At 48.1% G+C, this 19,752-nt stretch carries 18 protein-coding genes and 1 pseudogene; 7 read left to right on the top strand and 12 right to left on the bottom strand.

Annotated elements, in window-relative coordinates:
• Positions 1-57: 57 nt before the first annotated feature.
• Both G3M70_09525 and G3M70_09530 read left to right on the top strand, forming a co-directional pair.
• Complete coding sequence (locus G3M70_09525; protein ID QPJ62095.1) at positions 58-564, top strand: gamma carbonic anhydrase family protein; 507 nt, start codon at positions 58-60, stop codon at positions 562-564.
• 21 nt (positions 565-585) lie between these two features.
• Positions 586-1,458, top strand: a complete 873-nt coding sequence (locus G3M70_09530; protein QPJ62096.1) for an MTAP family purine nucleoside phosphorylase — start codon at positions 586-588, stop codon at positions 1,456-1,458.
• Positions 1,459-1,480: 22 nt separating this feature from the next.
• On the opposite strand, the gene G3M70_09535 is transcribed toward G3M70_09530, so the two are convergent.
• Positions 1,481-2,986 carry a hypothetical protein gene (locus tag G3M70_09535; protein QPJ62097.1) on the bottom strand — a complete coding sequence of 502 codons (1,506 nt, stop codon included), beginning with the start codon at positions 2,984-2,986 and terminating at the stop codon, positions 1,481-1,483.
• A 153-nt stretch (positions 2,987-3,139) separates the two neighbouring features.
• On the opposite strand from G3M70_09535, the gene G3M70_09540 reads away from it, so the two are divergent.
• On the top strand, positions 3,140-4,111 hold the full coding sequence (locus G3M70_09540) for a TIGR00341 family protein (protein QPJ63777.1): 972 nt from the start codon (positions 3,140-3,142) through the stop codon (positions 4,109-4,111).
• A gap of 66 nt (positions 4,112-4,177) precedes the next feature.
• On the opposite strand, the gene G3M70_09545 is transcribed toward G3M70_09540, so the two are convergent.
• From G3M70_09545 to G3M70_09570, 6 genes are all read right to left on the bottom strand, one after another.
• Positions 4,178-4,801: a class I SAM-dependent methyltransferase gene (locus G3M70_09545; GenBank protein QPJ62098.1), complete on the bottom strand. Its 624-nt coding sequence runs from the start codon at positions 4,799-4,801 to the stop codon at positions 4,178-4,180.
• A gap of 337 nt (positions 4,802-5,138) precedes the next feature.
• Positions 5,139-5,867, bottom strand: a complete 729-nt coding sequence (locus G3M70_09550) for a hypothetical protein (protein QPJ62099.1) — start codon at positions 5,865-5,867, stop codon at positions 5,139-5,141.
• Between the two features lie 41 nt (positions 5,868-5,908).
• Positions 5,909-7,081, bottom strand: a complete 1,173-nt coding sequence (locus G3M70_09555) for a TonB family protein (GenBank protein ID QPJ62100.1) — start codon at positions 7,079-7,081, stop codon at positions 5,909-5,911.
• Positions 7,082-7,084: 3 nt separating this feature from the next.
• Positions 7,085-7,504 (bottom strand): biopolymer transporter ExbD, encoded by a 420-nt coding sequence (locus G3M70_09560; protein QPJ62101.1) that lies wholly within the window; start codon positions 7,502-7,504, stop codon positions 7,085-7,087.
• Between the two features lie 8 nt (positions 7,505-7,512).
• A complete protein-coding gene (locus G3M70_09565; GenBank protein ID QPJ62102.1) occupies positions 7,513-7,905 on the bottom strand; it encodes a biopolymer transporter ExbD in 393 nt (130 codons plus the stop codon).
• 23 nt (positions 7,906-7,928) lie between these two features.
• Positions 7,929-8,630 (bottom strand): MotA/TolQ/ExbB proton channel family protein, encoded by a 702-nt coding sequence (locus G3M70_09570; GenBank protein QPJ62103.1) that lies wholly within the window; start codon positions 8,628-8,630, stop codon positions 7,929-7,931.
• Between the two features lie 463 nt (positions 8,631-9,093).
• On the opposite strand from G3M70_09570, the gene G3M70_09575 reads away from it, so the two are divergent.
• The 3 genes from G3M70_09575 (at position 9,094) to G3M70_09585 (ending at position 11,705) form a co-directional block, all read left to right on the top strand.
• A complete protein-coding gene (locus tag G3M70_09575) occupies positions 9,094-10,068 on the top strand; it encodes an HD domain-containing protein (protein QPJ62104.1) in 975 nt (324 codons plus the stop codon).
• Between the two features lie 161 nt (positions 10,069-10,229).
• Positions 10,230-11,378: a deoxyguanosinetriphosphate triphosphohydrolase gene (locus G3M70_09580; GenBank protein ID QPJ62105.1), complete on the top strand. Its 1,149-nt coding sequence runs from the start codon at positions 10,230-10,232 to the stop codon at positions 11,376-11,378.
• Positions 11,379-11,495: 117 nt separating this feature from the next.
• The gene (locus G3M70_09585; GenBank protein ID QPJ62106.1) at positions 11,496-11,705 is read left to right on the top strand and encodes a hypothetical protein; all 210 of its coding nucleotides are present in this window, start codon (positions 11,496-11,498) and stop codon (positions 11,703-11,705) included.
• A gap of 229 nt (positions 11,706-11,934) precedes the next feature.
• On the opposite strand, the pseudogene G3M70_09590 reads toward G3M70_09585, so the two are convergent.
• From G3M70_09590 to G3M70_09605, 4 genes and pseudogenes are all read right to left on the bottom strand, one after another.
• Positions 11,935-12,224 (bottom strand): annotated as a pseudogene (locus G3M70_09590) (GIY-YIG nuclease family protein).
• 154 nt (positions 12,225-12,378) lie between these two features.
• The gene (locus G3M70_09595) at positions 12,379-13,557 is read right to left on the bottom strand and encodes a TIR domain-containing protein (protein QPJ62107.1); all 1,179 of its coding nucleotides are present in this window, start codon (positions 13,555-13,557) and stop codon (positions 12,379-12,381) included.
• Positions 13,558-15,177, bottom strand: a complete 1,620-nt coding sequence (locus tag G3M70_09600; GenBank protein QPJ62108.1) for a PhnD/SsuA/transferrin family substrate-binding protein — start codon at positions 15,175-15,177, stop codon at positions 13,558-13,560.
• Position 15,178: 1 nt separating this feature from the next.
• Entirely contained in the window at positions 15,179-16,966 is a 1,788-nt protein-coding gene (locus G3M70_09605; protein QPJ62109.1) for an adenylate/guanylate cyclase domain-containing protein, read from the bottom strand.
• A 659-nt stretch (positions 16,967-17,625) separates the two neighbouring features.
• Here G3M70_09605 and G3M70_09610 point away from each other — a divergent pair.
• Positions 17,626-17,940: a hypothetical protein gene (locus tag G3M70_09610; GenBank protein ID QPJ62110.1), complete on the top strand. Its 315-nt coding sequence runs from the start codon at positions 17,626-17,628 to the stop codon at positions 17,938-17,940.
• A gap of 563 nt (positions 17,941-18,503) precedes the next feature.
• On the opposite strand, the gene G3M70_09615 is transcribed toward G3M70_09610, so the two are convergent.
• A complete protein-coding gene (locus G3M70_09615) occupies positions 18,504-19,700 on the bottom strand; it encodes a PepSY domain-containing protein (GenBank protein ID QPJ62111.1) in 1,197 nt (398 codons plus the stop codon).
• Positions 19,701-19,752 lie beyond the last annotated feature (52 nt).

Here is a 19,752-nt window from a genome sequence, read left to right on the forward strand (position 1 = left end):
CTGGGCCTTCTTTTTTAAAATAAACAAATCCCTTTCTCTGGAAATGGTGGTATTCGCATGATTCATTCGTTCAAAGGTCAGGAACCCAAAATTCATTCTTCTGCAATGGTGATGGAAAGCGCACACGTAATTGGTGATGTGGAAATTGGTGAAGAGAGCAGTGTCTGGTTCAATGCTGTGGTGCGGGGTGATGTCAATTACATTCGGATTGGAAAACGCACCAATATCCAGGATGGTTGTGTTCTCCATGTGGCACGTCGAACCTTGCCTCTCATCATTGGCGATGAGGTGACCGTTGGGCACAATGCAACCCTGCATGCCTGCACAGTGGGGACACGGGTTCTGATCGGTATGGGGGCTACGGTTATGGATGGTGCAGAGATCGGTGACAATACCATTGTCGCGGCAGGTTCTCTTGTCACTCCCAACACCAAAATTCCGGAAGGCAGCATGGTGATGGGATCGCCCGCAAAGGTCAAGCGAGAGCTCACTGAAGAAGAGAAACGCAGCGTTCGCGATTCCGCTGCCCACTATGTGGGCGACATCGAAACATACATCGATTAACCTTCCCCTCCCACGCCCTTTATGAGTCACGAGCATGCAGTCATTGGCGGGAGTGGAGCCTACCATCTTTTGACCCGTGGCCTTCTGGGTGACGAGGTCGAATGTCGCATTATTGAAACGCCGTTTGGATCCAGCGCTCCCCTGCACCGTTTTGGAAACGGTGAAAATGCTTTCTGGTTTCTCTCACGTCATGGCGAGAAGGATTACTCCGTCACTGCCCCCTTTGTCAATTACCGCGCCAACATTTACGCACTAAAAGAATTGGAAGTCGGGCGTATTGTCGCCTGGTCGGGACCCGGCATCATCAACGACCGTTTCAGGCCAGGTGATTTTGTCATTCCTCATGATCTCATAGACGAAACCCGTCGTCGCGAGACAACATTTTTTAAAAACAAAGGCTGGGGATTCATCCGTCAGAAGGAACCATTCTGCCCGGAGGTTCGCTGGTCCCTGCACGAAGCCGTGCACAACCTCGGGCATCAGCATCACGAAGAAGGAGTGTATGTCTGCACAGAGGGACCGCGGTTGGAGACTCCTGCAGAGATCAGGAAGTATCGTATCGCTGGAGCCGACCTGGTGGGTATGACGTTAATCCCGGAGGCTTTTCTCGCACGCGAATTGGAGATGTGCTATGCGCCGGTATGTTATCTGACCAACTACGCGGAAGGTGTGGTTGAACGCGATTTTAAAACAGGCGAGTTATTCGAAGGCATGCAATCGGAAAAGGAAAAGACGGATGTTGATGAGGCTATCAGCCGGTTCCCTGCGATCCTGGCCAGAACGCTGGCTTTACTGATGGACCGGGACCGGGGATGCCATTGCGGAAGAGCCATGCAGCGCTATCGGGATAAGGGAATGATAGGCGAAGACTGGAAAAACTGGATAGGCGCCTAAAGGCTGTTTTTCCCAGGGAACATTAAGGAAAATAAAAGGAAGGAGCCGATTCGTTATAGACCAGCTCACGTTTCTGAAACTTTTGTAGCGCCGGACTCGGTGGGTTGGTGACGGGAATAAATATTCGTGCCGTTCCATCCTGGTAAATTTTCACCCAGTCTTTTCGATTTTCCAGATCTTTATTCAGGTAATGAGTCAGTATGATGTCGTGCGGATACATTGATAACATTTGATCCCAGTATTTCATTCCACGGTGGAAAATAAAATTTTGCAGGATCACATTATCTGGGTAAACCGTCCAATAACGCCCGTCGATGGAAACTTTCGAGTTTGGCAGTTTCCAGATCAGGTATTCCCCCCAATTGAAAGCCACCAGAACATTACCTCCCAGGTTGTTTTCCTTCATAAACCGCACAGCGTATACAGGAAATTGTTTTGCATCGACCATCATCTGAAATCGGGTGGGGCCGAGTTTAAAGATCACTGTACTTCCCTGCCAGACTATCAGGGCGACCAGGATTGTTGCCACGTAAACTGGTTTTACTTTTAAAAATACGCTTCCCGATTGTTTGAGCTTGTCCACCAGTATGTTGAGGCCGGTTGCGAAAACAGGGGTCAACAATATTCCTGCGATGAACGTGTGGCGCAGGTGTCGGAATCCAAAAAACACGGCGCAAACCACTAGAGCTATTTCCCAGGGACGTTTTTCTTTTTTCAAAAACAGTGTGATTATGGAAAACACAGCCATGACTTTGAAGGCCAGCAGCCCCGTGTTGGAACCGAGAAGTTCTACAGGTCGCCATTCTGAAATCATCCTGGGTTTGGGAATGGTCTGTACTAAAAACATCAGTAACTCGTGGCCATAAGGGTTGATCAGTAGGGCAATGCCTGACGCAACCAGACTGATGATGAGGTAAGAAGGAAGCTGCAACCCTTTGAGTTTGCATCGGAGAGATTCCACCACCACAACCATTCCCAGAATGGCGATACCCGCAACGGCCCCACCGTGGCAGTTGATCCACAGAATAATCATTGGAGGAATCCAGAAAACGCTGGTCTTTTGAATCTCGAAATGATTATAGATGAGAACCACCAGCGCTGCGGTGAATGCGTAAGTAAACAGGTAGGGGCGGGTGCCGTATCCAATTTCCAGAACATTGATGAGCAGGAAAAAGGTCAACCCATAGGCCAGCAGGCTGGTGAAATTCCGAAAGTACCATTGGGAAAGGATATGAATGATGAAAAGTCCGACCCCTATTTTCAGTACCATCAAACCGGTAGACCCCATCAAGGCAAACATCACATAAAATATTAATTCACTTAACCATTCATGATTGATCCATGAATGGCCCGGTGCGGTATACGAAAAAGGGTCGGTAGCAGCAAGGCTGCCGGTCTGGTAATGTTCCTGTCCAAACTTAAGATGTCCCCATAGGTCAACGTCGGCAAAATTGTAGGAGAAGGCATGGACTCCATAGACGAGGATAAGCAGTCGAATTAAAAATCGTGTATAAGAGGTCGGGGGCATATAACTTTTTGGAAAACCGTTATTGCAATTAATAACTGCGAAGTTACCATTCAGAATAGGGGTGGCAACAAAAAAACTCTAGTTTTTTATTTCATTGCAAAATGCCTGAACAAACAATATCCAAACAAATAGAGATCCCGTTAAAATAATATGATGAAAATTGTCGAAGTGATAGTGGATAGAAGTTATCAGGATATCACCCGTGAAGTGGTGGAAAAGCACGGCGCAGAAATTTTATGGGAAGACGAACAGGATGACCGTTGTACGTATCGTCTGCTCGTAGATTCGGCAATTCGACAGGCCTTTATTGATGAATTGCAGGATCATCTGCAGAGTAGCCCCAGAACCCTGATTCTGGTGACTCCTGTGGAGGCGGTGCTGCCTTCACCTAAAAAAATTCCAACGGACCCCGACAATAAAATTCGCTCAACGGGTACGCGCGAGGAACTGTACAGTGGGATTGAAAAAAATGCCGAACTTACAGGAACCTATCTGATTCTGGTCTTGTTATCCACCATCGTTGCCGCCATTGGCCTGGTCGAAGACAACGTTGCAGTGGTTATCGGAGCTATGGTGATTGCACCTTTACTGGGACCCAATATTGCACTTGCCCTGGCCGCGACATTGGGTGATGTCCCCTTGATGTTGAAGTCTTTAAGAACCTCACTGGCGGGACTGGGGCTGGCTTTGTTGTTGTCGGTATTGATAGGTTGGGTCCTTCCTGTTGATCTGACCAGCGAAGAGTTGATGTCGCGGACAGTCGTCAAACTGGATTCCATTGTGTTGGCACTGGCCTCGGGCGGCGCCGCTGTGTTGTCTCTCACTACCGGACTGCCAAGCGTATTGGTGGGAGTGATGGTTGCTGTTGCCCTATTGCCACCAACTGCTACTGTAGGCATGATGCTGGGCGGTGGGCATTATGAACTGGCAAGTAGCGCGGCTCTTTTGCTTGCAGTGAACGTGGTGGCTGTGAACCTGTCTGCAAAGGTAACCTTTCTGATGCGTGGGATCAGTCCAAGAACAAAGGATGAAAAACTTAAAGCGCGCCAATCAGTGGAAGTGTCACTCGTGATCTGGGTGGTGACGCTGGCCCTCCTGGTTGGTGTGATTTTGTTGAAGCCTTAGTGAGTTGCTATGGGGTTGGTAAAAACAGAAAAAGCAACCGTTCAATTATGGAGGGAAAAGTTTAGTTTATAGTTCTTTTTTTTGAGCCAGGAGGACGCTGGTACCTCCGCAATGAGGATCTTCAGGGACAAAATGTATCGTTTCAATATTTAAACTATTTAGAATCGAAGTGTATTCTTCAATCGAAAGACTCGCATGGTAGACCTTGTCGTCACCGACATTGCCGATAACTTCTCCTTCTTCGTGACCAATCGTAAGCAGCAAGACACCCCCGGGGGTTAAATGATTGCTAAAGCATTTAAGAGTTTCCCGTTGATCCTCGGGTATTAAATGAAAAAAACTGTGCCACGCGATGATTCCCTCAAATTTTTTCTCGAGGTTTAATTTTCGCATATCCATCTGAAGCCATTGATGGTCAGGAAAACGTGATTTGGCAATGTCCAATATACTTTGAGAAAAATCGATTCCAGTTAGATCGAACCCTCGACAAATAAAATACTGGGCGATTGGTTCTCCAGCGCCACACCCTGCGTCAAGAATTTTTGCCCTGGGGGGTAGCAGCTCTTGAAAACGGCTGAGCCATTCTTTTTCATAAAGTACTTTTGGACGCTCCATGTCAAAGCGCGGTCCGTTTCGCTCGTAAATCTCTTGAGTCTTCTGGGCCAGAAGCATCATTTCTTTTTGGTTCATACATTTTCTGTTCGCAGGTTTTCTTAAGCTCATTTTGAAATCAAAACACGTTCGGAGGGGGGGAGGGAGGAAAGTCGGGGGAAATGGAGGAGTCCTTTATTTTACGCCTCCATATTCAAGGAGAATTTTGCAAAACCCAAAAACTAAAGTCCAGGGCGAGGTTCCTTACTTCACTGCGTAAAATTCAGGATGACAATCCTTTAATTTAATGCGGCACAACAAACCTGTAGATGTGCGACATCTTTCCTGCCCCTTTTAAGACAATAGTTATACAAAGGTTTTATTTCCAAGGGGAATATTATGTTCACCACTAATTATGTCTACATTAGACGATGATTTACTTGTTCTGGGTCATATCGATTTTGCCGTCGAAGTTGCGGTCGAGTTGCACTTTTGTCACTTTGCCGCCGCTGTAGGTATCCCAGCGATCTACCTTGCCATCGTAGTTGGTATCGAATTCAACTTTGTCGACCTGCTCACTGCTGTTGAAGATTTGCCACTGGTCAGGTTTGCCATCGGCGTTGGTATCGAATGCTGTTTTGGTTCGTTTCTCTGAGGAGTCGAACCAGCTCCACACATCGGTTTTGCCGGTGCCTTTTGTGTCGCTTTCAACCCGTTCCAGTTTTTCCGATGCGTTGTAATGCTGGATCAAATCAAACGAGCCATTTAGGTCGGTGTCAATTTCAACACGCGAAAGTTTTTCTGCGTCGTTGAAGAATTCTTTCCAGTCGATCTTGCCCTTGTTTTTTGAATCACGTTCGATGCGAACGACCTTTTTACCAGGCCCGTAATACTGGAAGTTGTCCATTTTTTTGTCGTTATTACTGTCAAACTCAACGCGCTGGAGCGTTTTGCCCGGGCCGTAGTATTCAATCTGATCAACTGCCCCGTCAAAATTGCCATCGTGTTCGATTTTGGTGGTCTGGCCGTTAGAGTCCACGTGTTCCCATTGATCGGGTTTACCATCGAAATTTGAATCAGACTCGTTGACTGTGGCGTTGGCAGACCCCGTGGCTACCAGGAAGGTGGCCAGAGCTGTGAGAAGAAAAGGTTGGAATTGTTTCATGGCGTTATCCTGAAAATTGAGATGGTTTATTTCCTTCTAGATTATCGTATGTAGAAATTAAATGGAACCGTCACATCAAATTCGTTCCCGACGATCCCTTCCGGAAATTCCGAGAACGGAGCGGCCTTTTTCAGTGCTTCCAGGGCGACTTGATTGATACTCGCGAATTCATTCGGGGTTTTTACATAGACCTTTTTTACGCTTCCATCCCGCATCAGCGTGAAGGAGATAACCACTTTGCCCTTTTTACCCGTCTTTCTGGCTCTTGACCGCTTGAAATGTTTCTGGGCGACGTATTGCAGTCTCCGGGAAATTTTCCTTTCGTAACCCGCTTTGGCTTCCGGATCGGTGACCTCTCCTATGACTTCTTCGATCACCTCGACCGGGGTTTGAGCCATTGGTGCAAGGCCTGCGACCTGGACCGGGCGTGCGGTGGATTTTTTAAGTCCCACACCAGTGGATCCGCTGGAACCGGTAACGACAGGTGCTGCAACGGACCGTGGCGATCCAAAAGAGTTGGCTACCCGCGTTGCGCTCGAACGTTTAATAGCGGCGCCTTTGGTTCCTGACTGTGTTGTATTGACCGAAGCGACTGCTATAGGGGCCGGAATGCCTACTTTTGCCACCGCCCGTCCACGTTTGACCCCGGTACGTTTTGAGGTCAGGATCGGCTTGGCGATGGTAGTCGGTTTCTTGACCGGTGCCACATCAGAAATCTTGTAAGCAAAGACATTGGATGTTTTTCGTCTTACGGTATTGCTGGATGAGGCCATAGTGGCTACGGCTGTGGTTCGCATGGGGCGCGGAGTCGAGGTTGCAGCCGTCATGGCCCGGGAGCTGACATGCGATGTGACTTTCGCATTTTTTGGCAACGCGGTCGCAGTAGGTACCGATTCCATCATAACCGGCTGAACGTCAACCTTGGTCTGGACGGAAGCGACCTGGGTTACCTGTTGCGGCTGTTTCGGCTGGGTGATTTCAACCGGTTGTATAGCCGGTGCCACCTCCACCACGGGTTTTATTTTTCGTTCCTTTTTCTCTTTACGCTCGGGCTTTTCTTTTTCGATAATCTGGACTTTTACCTGATTTTTTACCGGGGGCGGCTCACGTGTCAGGAAATAGGCTCCCGCCGTCATGGCAAATACCAGATGGAGTGCGGTTGAGCCGATAGCAGAAACTATGAATGACTTGGACAGGACTTTCTGGGAAAGCATGGTTTAGGTAGCCTCCCCTTCGGATTCCAATTGATCGGTAGCGATCAGGAATTTTACCACTCCCCCTTCACGAGCCCGGTCCAGAACCTCACCAAACAGCCCAAATTCGATATTCTGGTCGCCCTGGATGATCAGGGCATCTCGTCCATTTTCATCCAGCAATGATTTGATTTTTCCAGACAACTCTTCCATAGAGACTTTTTCATTTTCCAAAAGCAGGTCGCCGTTTTCCCCAATACTGAGTGCGATTTCCTGTGAATTGATTTTCTCCGCCGTGGCCGCATCAGGCAATTCAACATCCAGACCCTGATTGACAGCGGAGGAGGTCAACATGAAAAAGATCAACAGGAGGAACACGATATTGATCAGCGGCGTGATATCCAGCCTGAATGATTCCCGTTTTTTCTTGGTGAAATTGATCATGAGCGTTGTCAGCGAATGATGTTGAAGTCTTTTGCGCCAGCCTGGCGAGAAATATCCAACACCGATGTGAACATCTCGAATTTGGTTGAATCAAACGTTTCCAGGCTGACGAGCTTGTCCTTGCGCGCATCCAACCGTGTTTTCAACTCCTGCCTGAGGTCGGTGATTTTTATAGGCTCGCCGTTTATCCGAATCAGTCCATCCCGGTCGATCATGATGTTGATGTCTTCCTGCAGGTTGGCTTCCGGTTGGGCTTCACCATCGGGAAGGTTGACATCCATCGCCTGACCGAGAACGGAGAACGTGAGCATGAAGAATATGAGGAGAAGGAAGACCACGTCGATTAACGGGGCCATGTCCATACGGAAACTTTTTTTCCGCTCGGATTGAATCTGAACCATGACTCAGGTGACCGGAAAAAAGGTTATGCGACTGTACGCGCTTTTTGAACGGGTTGAACGTGTTGGGAACCGTGTGAACCGGTTCCGTTACCCCGGGTTTCCTGTTCACCATGAATTTGATGGACCAGAAACTTGGCGAACTTTTCCATATGGAACGAGATGGTTTCGATCTTTTTTTCAAAGTAGTGCAGCATGATGACTACTGGAATGGCAACGGCGAGTCCGGCAGCGGTCGTCAGCAGGGCTTCCCAGATGCCGCCAGCGAGCAGGCTGGGGTCGACCTGTCCTTTGTATTCTGCAACCTTGTTGAAGGCACGCACCATACCGGTAACCGTACCCAATAAACCGAGTAGTGGGGAGATGGTGGCGATTACTTCCAGCCATCTGATATTTTTTGAAAAACTATTGATCTCTTCCTGCCCGGTAACGGAAAGCTTTTCTTCGAGTTTCCACTGCGGGGCATTTTTTTCTTCAAGGCCTACTTTTAAAAGACGCGCAATAGGACCGTCCTCTTTTACAGGGATGTCTTTTGAAGACAGGTTCTTGCCTTTGGCCAGCATTTTTTCTATAGAGTCAAAAATGGCTTCCGGGTTCTCGTACGTTTTAAAAAAGAAGTAAAGCCGCTCGAAAATGATGGTTAACGCGATCAGGGAACAGATCACAATCGGGGCCATCAACAGGCCACCCCGGCCAATTAAATCAAATGCGGAATTGATCGATTCCATCCTGGTTTCCTTTTGTCACAGGTTGATGAAAAGCGGCAAACTAACAAAAACGTAAGAAAAGGGTTGGGCACAAACTCTTATTAGAAACCGTAATGAGTAGAGTTCTATTCCCCCAAATCTACACTTCATGAGAATGATTTTCAGTTCCATGGATTTTACCCTAAAACCCCATAAAAAACAAAAAAAACCCTGAATTTCCTCCCAATATTTTAATCAGGTCAATCATCAAAAATGGTTTATTTCAAATTTAATAATCTGGGTTTGACTGTTTCAGGTAGATGGAAAACCTGTCAATAAATAACAGGTTTTTGCCTGCAGGCTCGGCAATCCTGCGATCTTTGAAACTGATTTGCCATTAACAAATATCCAAAAATGGATTTATAATATTAAAAATATCGAAATAGTCAAACTTTGTGGATATTATCGACTGTTTAAATTGATCGATAATCACCAAAGAGTGCCCATGTCGCCTAATCCTGCTTCTACTTTATCTTATTGGCCAATCAATAAGGAATTCCTCAATAAAAATTCAGACCAGCAGTTCACGCTTTATTTAAAAGAAAATAGTCAGCCTTATGATTTATTTGTGAAGTTTGCGGGTCCGGATCCTGCCCATCAAGAGAAGGTCCGAAAAATGTTGAATGAAGGGGAGTTGGACAACTCTCTCTATATACATAAGGATGAAATGCAGGAATACTTTTCTCAGGCTTCTGAAAGGATAAAGGAGTGGGAGAAAGCTGAAGAAGGCAATCCCGAAGCTTTAGCCAAAAAACTCCATGGCCTTTGCCTGGATATTATGAAGGGGTTTTTTGAGTTCAATGTTTCTTCAAAGGTATTGAAACTGATCGATCCCATCATGGAGAAAATGCAACAATGTTTGACAGAATCTAACTATTCCATCTTAAATAAAACACTTGCTAAAGATTTTTCCCTTTATACCCATTGCGTTAACGTGGGTTTATATTGCCTCAGTTTCGGGGTTTATAACAAAATAAAACCCGAAGAAGTTCATTCCCTGGGAATGGGCGGGTTGTTCTGCGACATTGGAATGTCTACGGTCCCAGTTGAAATTCTGCAAAAAAAAACGGCTTTAAATAAAGAAGAAGAGGAAATTGTTAAACAACATATCAATAAGGGAAAAGAAATTTTAAAAGAATTGGATTTTTCTGACAGTGTGGTGTTGGAAATTGTTGAAAACCATCACGAAGAATTTGAAGGAGGAGGGTACCCGAAAGGTGCATCTGGAAACGATATCCCCTACAATGCCCGCATTTGTAAAATTATGGATATGTACAATGATTTCACCTCCCCACGGGAAAGCAAAAAAGCGTTATTACCAATCCAGGCTCTTACCAAAATGACCACGGAATATCGTCCTCAATTTGACCCCGAACTTTTAAAACAATTTATTCTGATGATGGGACCTTCCCTGGACTAATCTGCTTCCCCCCCCTCATTTTTCCCTGAAAAATTTTAAAGGCTTCTATTGGTAAGAAGATTCTTATTGCCTGAGCCCGGGGCACCTGCACACAGGAATGTGCAAGCCTATGATATGATTTGATTTTAATTCTATTGCTGTGAAAAAGGTCGGGATATCAGGTGATAAAAAGACAGGATATAGAAAAACTGGAAAAGGAGATCCTGGCACCGTTTGCCGTTAAAAGCGGAGAAAGCCGGGGACGCCAGAACCGGGAAAAAGAACATTCCTACAGGACCCGCTTCCAGCGCGACCGCGACCGGGTGATTCATTGTTCCGCTTTTCGCCGGCTGGAATATAAAACCCAGGTGTTTGTGTATCATGAGGGAGATTATTACCGCACCCGCCTGACCCACTCGCTTGAAGTCGCGCAAATCGCCCGTTCTATCTGTAAATCTCTCCAGCTAAATGAAGACCTGGCGGAAGCGATTGCCTTGTCGCATGATCTGGGGCATCCTCCTTTTGGTCACACAGGGCAAAAAGTCCTCAACCGGTTGATGAAAGATCACGGTGGTTTCGAACACAATCGGCAAAGCCTGCGGATCGTCAAACTTCTGGAAAAACGTTATCCGCAATTTGAAGGCCTCAATCTGACCTGGGAGGTTTTGGAAGGAATCAGCAAACATTCAAGGGATGAGGATAATCCACTGATCAAACCAAAACAGAACCGCTTTCCCTCACTTGAGGCACAGGTGGCGGACTTTGCTGATGGCATAGCCTATAACGCCCATGACCTCGACGACGGCATCACTTCCGGTTTGCTTGATCCGGTACAACTCCGATCGGTAGCCCTCTGGCGGGAAAATGAAAAACGCCTGGACAAGGAATTCGCCAACCTGGATCTGAAAATGAAAAAGTACCAGATTGTTCGGAGCATCATCAACGACCTCATCACTGATTTCCGGAAAGCGACACTGAAAAATATTAAGAAACACTCCATAGATTCAGTTCAGGCCGTGCGGACCAGTTCTATCCGGCTGGCGGGCTTTGGTAAGGAGGTAGGGGAAAAAAATGCAGAGCTGAAGCAATTCCTGAATAAAAAGATGTATCAACACCCCAAGGTCCGTCGAATGGAATTCAAGGCGGAACTGCATCTCAATAAAATTTTTGAAGCTTACAAAAGGTTTCCGGACCTTGTGCCGGAAGATGCTTCTCCAAAGGGGGAGGGGGACTCTATAGAGCGCCGTATTTGCGATTACATCTCGGGGATGACCGACCGATTCTGCATTCGTGAGTATAAAAGCCTGTTCGGGCCGGAAGAAAAGGATTAAAAATATGGTCCCGGAAAAAAATCAATGGGTTTAAATTGGATAAGCTTGATATAAAATAGGGCGGCGGCTAATTTTAGTTGCGTGAATCGATAACTTTTTCATCCGGTGATACAGACGATGAGTGTACATGATAAATGGGAACAGCGGTTTTTCGAATGGAAAAAAATGGTCGGGTTTGAAAAGGAGCCGACCCCCCTCGAAGTATTTCAGATGCTATTGGAAAAAAATGAAAAGAACAGGGATTTGCTTTTTAAGGATCTTCAGGCGCATTTCAATCAGATCGACGAGATCCTCCAGGAAACCCCCTCCGAACGTCCCAACGAATAGTCCTCACCGGACGGGCGATGCCCCTCTCTAATAGGTGTGCGAATACTGGATGCCTGTTAATAGGTAGATGACCTTTAATGAGTGCTTTATTGAGGTTGGCTGTGTCACTCTGAGTGCTTAATGTGGATAAGTGAAGCCCGTCATCGCGAGCGACCACAGGGAGCGTGGCGATCCAGAATTTATAAAATGAAAATATTTATACCTCGCTCACTTTTGCTTGAGAAGCAATTTAAAGGATTTGATCGTATAAATCAGCCCACTGAGGATTCATCTCTTCAATCAGCTCCAGTTTTTTTCTCCTTGATCCTGATTTAATCCGTTTCTCGCGTGATATAGCATTTTCCATAGTGTCGAATGTTTCAAAATAAACAAATAACTTGCAACCGTATCTTTTTGTAAAACCAGGTACTATACCCTGTTTATATGTTCAAAAATGCGCTTTATTAGGTCTCCTGTCACGCCCGTATATAAAGTACCATTTCGTTTGTTTGTCATTATATAAATGGCAGGTTGTTTCATTGTTCTGGATTGCTTCGTCACTTTAGTTCCTCGCAATGACGAAAAAATAGTTTGTCCTAGGATTCCCAACCAGATTGCGTTCCTGTCATCGCGAGCGACCAGAGGGAGCGCGGCGATCCAGAATATATCATTGGCACTGAAGGTGGTCGGTTTTTCAATCAATCTCCAAAAACGAATACAGTTTCTCAAAGGTCGCGCTGAAGTATTCGTGTGAATACGGCACACCATTGTGACGCACCAACTCGCGCAACTCCTCCGGCAATTCCTTCGAAGGAGGAAATTCGAATCCTTCCACCATCAAAGGCACAATGTTCCGCTTCATCCTGATGGCGTGCCCGATCTCCTTGCGCAACCAGTCTCCGGGCATCTGGCATCGATCCAGCGCACCCGGAGAAAGTATGACCACAAAATTGGTAGTCGATTCAATTTCCTGTAACAGGCGCTGATCAAAATGTTCGGCTCCCAGGTCGTCCACATCCAGAAAACACGGCACCCCACGTCGTTCCAGTTCCGAGTGCACCACCCGCGCCAGTTCAGATCCACGCTCCCTTCGGTAACTGATAAACACCCGGTTGCCTTTCGATTTATCCAGTGGAACAGATGACGTTGGTTTTGCATCAACCTCCGGCAACTCTTCTTCCTGGGGCTCGGGGTAACGGCGGTCCACAACCGTTGCCAATCCGAAAGCCAGCACCGCCATCACACTACCCATGGCGAGGTCCGGCAGCCAGTGAATCCCAAGTGCAAAAGTGGACAGCACAACGGTGAGAGCGAGACAGGCAATGCTATGTCGGAATCTCAAGCGAAAACGGTAGGCGGTGATTAGCGTGATGATGGAAAATGAAACGTGTACACTCGGGAAACAATTGTCGAGGCCACTGATCGGGCGGATCATTTCAATCAAATGGGTCGATAGCAAATCCGACCATAGTGTGGCACTCGCCGCTGGATAAGCCCAGCGTTCCGGAACGGGAAAGAAGAGAAAGAACGGCAGACTGAGCAGGTAGTTTCCAGTGAGCGCCAGGGTGAACACGCGAAACGGCCCTACCTGTTTGCGACGCACCAGAGCAGCGGCCGTTCCCAGCAGAAGCACAGGAAACACCACAAAATAGGACAGGGAAAACCCGCCAATGGCTTTCATGGAAGGTGGTGCCTGATTCTGGAATCTTATCTTGCCTTCCAGTTGATCAAACGCCTGGGCTATCCGATACCCTTTTTCAAAAGTTCCCGGACCCTTCAGCATCTCTTCCATTTTGGTCTCGGCGAAATTAAAAAGGAACAGCGCGATCAGAATTCCGGTGAGGCCAATGCGGGTTGTGAGTGATTTTTCCATTTACGCGTCTTTCTTCCTGGAAAAAAATGCGGCTTTGAGACTGAACAACGCTGCCAGGGAAAACAGGCCGATCATGCCCAGGGTCGCCACTTTGAGGACGCGACCTCCGGGGTTGGGTCGTACCAGAAAAACACGGTAGGCACTGTTGCCCATCGGATCAAAACTGTAATGATTATCTGCACCTTTGGGAAAACCATCCCCTTCCAGTCGGAAAGAATGGAATCCAGATTCGGCAACGGAGATATCGAAAGGTTTGTCACTCGTGTAGGCATTGCTGCTCTGGTCGCTCCAGGTGATTTTCATGCCCTTCATCCGGGTACCCTCGGGAATATTAAAATCCACATCGCGTAAAACCCGGGCCGCCGCGTCATCAAACGGCCATATGTAACGTATCCGGTGCATGCGGTTGGTAATCTCCGAACCGATGCGCGTGACCAGGCTTTCGAGATCATTGCGTTTGAAGCTGATATGAAATTTCTGCTGAGGCAGTTCCGAATCGATAAACTCCGATGTGATGATGAGTGAGTCATCGTGGGTCTGGTGCAGAGTCCAGAGCACGTCGAACTGTTTGTGGAAATCCTCGTCGTATAAAATAAATTCTGTGCCGGACAAACGCACTGCCTGTCTGGCTGCTTCCAGATAACGTGGTTCGATGGTTTCGCCATCGGCATGAGGTTTTCGAATCTTTACCGGTACGGGATTGGGCGGAACCTTGGCCAGCCACCTCAGAGAAGCCAGGGCACGCCTTGCCTCGGGTGTTTTGTTAAAATCCACCCAGGTTTGAAAATCCCCGATGTTGATTTCCTGTGGACCCAGTTTGTTGATCGTTTCCCGCAAGCCGTCCTTCAATTCGTCCGGGGAATTTCTTGTGACCACGAGCAAATCGTTGGGCAGCCCCTGTGGCAATTTCAAAAAGTTGAGGTCCGGATCCTGATCGAATTTTACCTTGGTGCCGTCCCACACAGCGGCAAAATCCGCCTGGCCTTCTTTGACTTTTCGCACCAGACTCGAACTGCCGCTGGCATCCTCGGGGCGCCTGGCGTTGATTGTGATGAACTTCCGATCATTGGCCGAGCTGCCCGGCACTGAAAAAATATCGTGACGGGCAAAATAGAGAGACGGGAGGAAGTAACTCGAGGTGCTGAATTTGTTGTGATAGATAAACTGGCTCGGGACAGGGCTTTCCCGCAGTGTTTTCACAAATCCGTCGAGGTCGTTTTCTGAGAAAGTTGTTTTCCTCGTGACCAGATAGGAGTGATAAATGAACTTTCCTGTTTTCTTACTGTGGTAGGTGGCCAGGATATCCAGCTCAGCCCCCAGCATTTCTGCAACAACATAAACGTAGGGTGTAACGCGGGCGATCATGGGGCCCTGTTCATTTTCATCCCAATCCACCAGGGTGTGAATCGCCGCGCCGTATTCCTGATCGCGTGTCTCGAAGTGAAGTGACTGTTGTCCGCGGATGAATTCACGCAACTTCTGGTCGGCTTCCTGCGTTTCCGGATCCAGCGCCACCCCGAGAAAGGTGACGGAACCATGTTCGTCGGCAACAACGGGAGCCGTCACCCCCAGAGGCATCAAGAGACACACGGCTATAAAGATAAGGAAACGAAAAATCATTCTATAGTTCCTTAAGATGATACATACGGATGCGACCAAAACCTTTTGGTAGTGGATGGTTCCCAACATATTCGCAACGGTATCCGCCTTCGCCTTCAAGTGAGATGAGAGCAGCGAAGGGTTCGGTTACATAAACAGATCCCGGTGGTGTGCACGGTTCCAGCCTTGCCGTCTGGTTGACGTGTTTGCCAAAGAAATCGGGTTTGCCCAGCACGGGATTATCCGTCTGGAAAATGGGGCCGACATGCGCCGCGACGCGCAGACCGAGGTTGGTTGGAAGGCCCAGTTCAAAATAGTCCCAGTCGTTGAACATCCCCGCCAGTTCAAGCGCAAGATTGGCTGCAGTCGGAACCTCGTCGATCACCAGATAAGCCGCGTCTCCCCAGGTGTTGATGTATTGAATATGTTCTGTGTGTTTGGTCTTGATCGTTTCCAGAGCGTTGAACCAGCGCGCCATGAAGATGGCAATCTGGCGCTCGTTCATCGCACTGAAGCCTTTCACGTCGGCAAAAATCATGGCCTTCATCTGGCGTTGCAGTCCAGGTGGCGCCGGTTCGATCTTGATGGTGGGTTTCACACCTTCACTGCGTGGCGGCGGCACCGGGACGATGAGATTTTCCAGACCCAGATCGTTCCAGCGGCGCATGGCTCCTGAAGTGCCGGCCGGATTGTCCACATTCAACTGGTTCCACACCGCGATCTGGTAAGCGCGCGAACCGAGCGTCTGGCTTCTCAGATGGGCCAGTCCCATACCTTGCCGCGAGCAGGCTTCAAATAACAAATCGTGACCGGTGATGGCTTCTTCCACAATCTGCGTGACCGAACTGGCCCGGCATAAAATGGCTTCGTAACGTTTCACCCAGGATTCCCCACCGGGTGCAACCGAGATCCGTTTGAACTCTTCCCGACCAAACGGCAGAATGATATTCAACTCACCCTGCGATTCCAGCACCGCTTCGGCCACCAGAATATCCGCTCCGCAGGCGAGAGAGCCATAGGCAACGCGCACCCGGTGCTGATCAAGCAGCGCGGTGATATGAGTCCGGATTGCGTCTTCATCCGTCGGGTCCATGCCCGGTGATTTCCCAATCCCGTGCACCATCTGGCCGGTGTAGGTGATGACAGTCGGCGGCCGGATCGCTTCCAGCGTGTCCAGCGTTATTCCGCGCTTTTTGCAGATACGGTTTAATTGTTGATAGGTGGTGCTGAGGTTCCCCAGATCCCAAGGACATATTTCCCGCGCTTCCTGAAGCCGACCAACGGCTTCATCCGTTCGGCCCAGAAGCAAGGCCGCCTCGGCTTGCGTGGCCCTGAGGTAAAACCCGTTTATTCCGGAGCCATCGGGATCTTTCGCACAAAGTTCGAGAACCGTTTCCGCCTGTTTTTTTGAAGCCACTTCATCCCCTACCAGAAGCGATAGAGTCGCCGCGTTGATGAGGGGGTAATAGGACGGATTCTTGTTGTACGCTTCCATGTAAAGTTCGCGGCTGCGTTCACCCAGAACCTTTTGATTTTCCGGATTTCGCGAGTTGTTGCACAGGTCTTTATAAAGACGGGCCAGCAGCGATAAAAACCGGGTTTCCTCTGGCAGGCGTTCGTGGAAGGTTTCGTACAGTTCCAGAGCCTGCCGGGTGGCCCCGCTTCGGGCCAGTGCCAGGAGACCGAGATAGACCAGGTCGGAGTTGAACTCCCCTTTCTCCAGTGGTTTCTGGATGCAGTCGTAAACACCGAAATAATCACCCTTTTCCAGTAACTGGTTGGCGTTTTGTATTAAATGATCCAGAGCCATGGCACAACGAGCAGGGGTTTAAGAAAGAGAGCCTGCACATTGTAACGTATTTGGGGACTATAGGATGACAGGATCAGGTTCCAGCACTCTATTTTTTATGAGAGAATCGGGTCGGAGTTGGTTCTTCGTCATTGCGAGGAATCAGAGTGACGAAGCAATCCAGCCGGGCAAACGCCCGGAGTAAACTGGTGAAAACCTCTGGATCGCCACGCTCCTTTTAGTCGCTCGCGATGACGGACTCTATGTTCTTGCGAGTGGAAAAATCTTATCTTTGAATTCGATTTTTGGGTAAGTAAGGGCCTCGTTTAAGAAAGGCCCCATTGAGGTGCCCTGAAACAATTTTAAAGGAGAGTAGATGGCTCCTTTTCTCCTCCCCTTGAAAGGATATCTTTGGATAAGTGCATTTTGAATGAAAACAATAAGGAGGTCACACTTCGACAGGAAAAGGACAAGCACTCCTGTTCAAGAACCGCTACTCGCGTTCTTGAATGTGACACATTAACTCAAAGCACTGTCATTCTGAGCCCTTCGACTTGGCTCAGGATAAACTCCGCGAAGAATCTCGCCTTTGCTTTTGAATTTAAGATTATAAATAGGACTCGCGTTTTTGAGGTCTCAAGTTGAATTGTTCTAATACTTTTTTCGAGGAGTGAACGTTAATGAGTGAAGCGCCCAACCCCATTCTTGTAGAGTTCGCAGAGGGTATACCGGATTCGGCCCTTTCCAAAAAACTGGTCGACAAAAATGCTCCATACAGAGAAATTTCAAAACAGGCCCGCAAGGAATGGGAACTGATCGCCCCGCTGGTGGAAAGCGAAGAGCCGCCGACAAAGGAGCTTGTCGCCATGGGTTATGAGGAGTGGTTTAATGATGCCGTCCCGGAAGACCGCACCCGCATGCTTGGCCGATTGGATATGCTTTACGAAATGACCCTCGATTTAGCTGAGGAAGAGGAAGAAGATGAGGAGGGTTGATTGGCAACTCTCAATAGTCCATTTGTAGTCAAAAAAATCTGACCTCTTTTTAAAGGGTGACCCTTTAAGTTAGTCCATAACAAAATTATGAGAATGGTCATAGGCCAGGAACATCAGAAACTATCGTTAACATAAAACAATGGATTGATAACAAATATCCGCAGATACTACGTGATAGTGAAATAAAAATAGGAGTTGTTCAAAAGCTCCTAAATCTTTATCTAAAGTATCAGTGGCGTTTGGAGTTGGTTTCAACTCCACCTCACTGCCCTTTTGATAGAATTATTATTTCAAAAATGCAAATGAGTAGACTACCTCCATGGACAAAGTAGAATTCAATTGAAGATTACAAAGAGCTGGTAAGTAGGGCATCAGAGTTAGCAGGTAATAAACCGATAGCGGAGTGGGAGCTTGATGTTTTTGCACGATGACAAAGTGTGAAGAGGGTCAAGCCTTAATTTATCTGAAAATTTAAAGTTGTCGCCTTCGTTAACCCCTCTGCACAACTTTATCCCTCAAAACTTTCAAAACGATATCCTGCCTCATGCACCGTTCAGATAATTTCAGGTTGTTGGGGATCTTTTTCGATATCGTGTATCAGGGTCTCCTGGGAAGTCGGCACGCAGGCGCGCTTTGCGTTTACGCTGCCAGACTATGAGTCCGGTGACATAAAGATGGATCGGGGCAAATCCAGCCAGGAACATCAGGACACGACCGGGCATTCCGAGCGCTTCTCCATTGTGGATGGGGAACATCCAGGACAGCAAAGTGTCTCTGCTGCTCATGGTCTGTGGCTCCTGAGTTTTCCGAATTTCACCATTGTAAGCTGATATCCAAAGCTGGGTGCTGCCGCTGGTTTGGCGTATCTCGCCGGGCTGGCGCATGATGATGCGGAAAGCGGCTTCGGTAGAGGATGGGAAATAAATACGCTGTAGTTTCGCCCGGGGAAAAAAATCGCGGGCAATAGAAGCGACCTCGTGGATATTGATTTTTTGACCTCCGCCTGTCTCTATTTTGGATATACCGGATGGAGGCAATTGCTCAACGGGAAGAATCATGCTGAGGGCGGATTTCATGTATTGGGGGAAAATCATGGATATCCCGGAGAAGGCCGCCACCACAAGTACGATGCAGGCATAGGCGCCGACCGTTTTGTGCAGGTCGTAAATTTGTCGGACAGGGCTGGAACGATGCCTGAATGTAAATGCCTGCAGGAATTTTCCAGGTTGCCGCCACCACAGAACAACCCCGGACACAACCGAACAGATTAAAAGCAGGCCTATCACACCTACGATGGTTTCCCCACGCTTACCTGACAGCAGGGTGAAATGCATCTTATATAGACAACTCATCAGGTAGCCGCCCCACCGCCGTTGCCCTAACACTTCGGCCGTAAAAGGGTTGACCATCACATCCAGCAAAACCGTTTGATCTTCTTTGGGAAGAGTAAACCGGATTTTAAAGGGCGCTCGCAAATGCGGAGGAAAATACAGCCTGGCTGGTTTTGCCGAAACAGGCACCGCCTTTTGTGCCGCCGCTGTGATTTCAGTGAGCCGGGCGTATTCTCCACCGGGCTCAACGGTCAGCAAGGCGGGGTTCAGAAGTTCATCGATGCCCTTGTAAAAGACCAGGGCACTTCCCGTCAGACCGCTGAAAGCAAACATTAAGCCGACAAACAGACCGAGATATAGATGAATCCTGAACCACAAGCTGTGGCGGGGGGCAGGAGCGGTTCGTTTTTTCCGGATGGATGTCTTCAAAACTCATACACGTTGTTCAATATCTCTGACACTCCGCCTTGGCTTTCCTGTT

Source organism: Candidatus Nitronauta litoralis, assembly GCA_015698285.1.
In the GTDB taxonomy this organism is placed as follows: Bacteria; Nitrospinota; Nitrospinia; order Nitrospinales; family Nitrospinaceae; genus Nitronauta; species Nitronauta litoralis.

Bases quoted from the DNA above. Each gene is read 5' to 3' on its own strand.
- G3M70_09525 (QPJ62095.1), top strand. From the start codon at position 58: ATGATTCATTCGTTCAAAGGTCAGGAACCCAAAATTCATTCTTCTGCA.
- G3M70_09530 (QPJ62096.1), top strand. From the start codon at position 586: ATGAGTCACGAGCATGCAGTCATTGGCGGGAGTGGAGCCTACCATCTT.
- G3M70_09535 (QPJ62097.1), bottom strand. From the start codon at position 2,986: ATGCCCCCGACCTCTTATACACGATTTTTAATTCGACTGCTTATCCTC.
- G3M70_09540 (QPJ63777.1), top strand. From the start codon at position 3,140: ATGAAAATTGTCGAAGTGATAGTGGATAGAAGTTATCAGGATATCACC.
- G3M70_09545 (QPJ62098.1), bottom strand. From the start codon at position 4,801: ATGAACCAAAAAGAAATGATGCTTCTGGCCCAGAAGACTCAAGAGATT.
- G3M70_09550 (QPJ62099.1), bottom strand. From the start codon at position 5,867: ATGAAACAATTCCAACCTTTTCTTCTCACAGCTCTGGCCACCTTCCTG.
- G3M70_09555 (QPJ62100.1), bottom strand. From the start codon at position 7,081: ATGCTTTCCCAGAAAGTCCTGTCCAAGTCATTCATAGTTTCTGCTATC.
- G3M70_09560 (QPJ62101.1), bottom strand. From the start codon at position 7,504: ATGATCAATTTCACCAAGAAAAAACGGGAATCATTCAGGCTGGATATC.
- G3M70_09565 (QPJ62102.1), bottom strand. From the start codon at position 7,905: ATGGTTCAGATTCAATCCGAGCGGAAAAAAAGTTTCCGTATGGACATG.
- G3M70_09570 (QPJ62103.1), bottom strand. From the start codon at position 8,630: ATGGAATCGATCAATTCCGCATTTGATTTAATTGGCCGGGGTGGCCTG.
- G3M70_09575 (QPJ62104.1), top strand. From the start codon at position 9,094: ATGTCGCCTAATCCTGCTTCTACTTTATCTTATTGGCCAATCAATAAG.
- G3M70_09585 (QPJ62106.1), top strand. From the start codon at position 11,496: ATGAGTGTACATGATAAATGGGAACAGCGGTTTTTCGAATGGAAAAAA.
- G3M70_09595 (QPJ62107.1), bottom strand. From the start codon at position 13,557: ATGGAAAAATCACTCACAACCCGCATTGGCCTCACCGGAATTCTGATC.
- G3M70_09600 (QPJ62108.1), bottom strand. From the start codon at position 15,177: ATGATTTTTCGTTTCCTTATCTTTATAGCCGTGTGTCTCTTGATGCCT.
- G3M70_09605 (QPJ62109.1), bottom strand. From the start codon at position 16,966: ATGGCTCTGGATCATTTAATACAAAACGCCAACCAGTTACTGGAAAAG.
- G3M70_09610 (QPJ62110.1), top strand. From the start codon at position 17,626: ATGAGTGAAGCGCCCAACCCCATTCTTGTAGAGTTCGCAGAGGGTATA.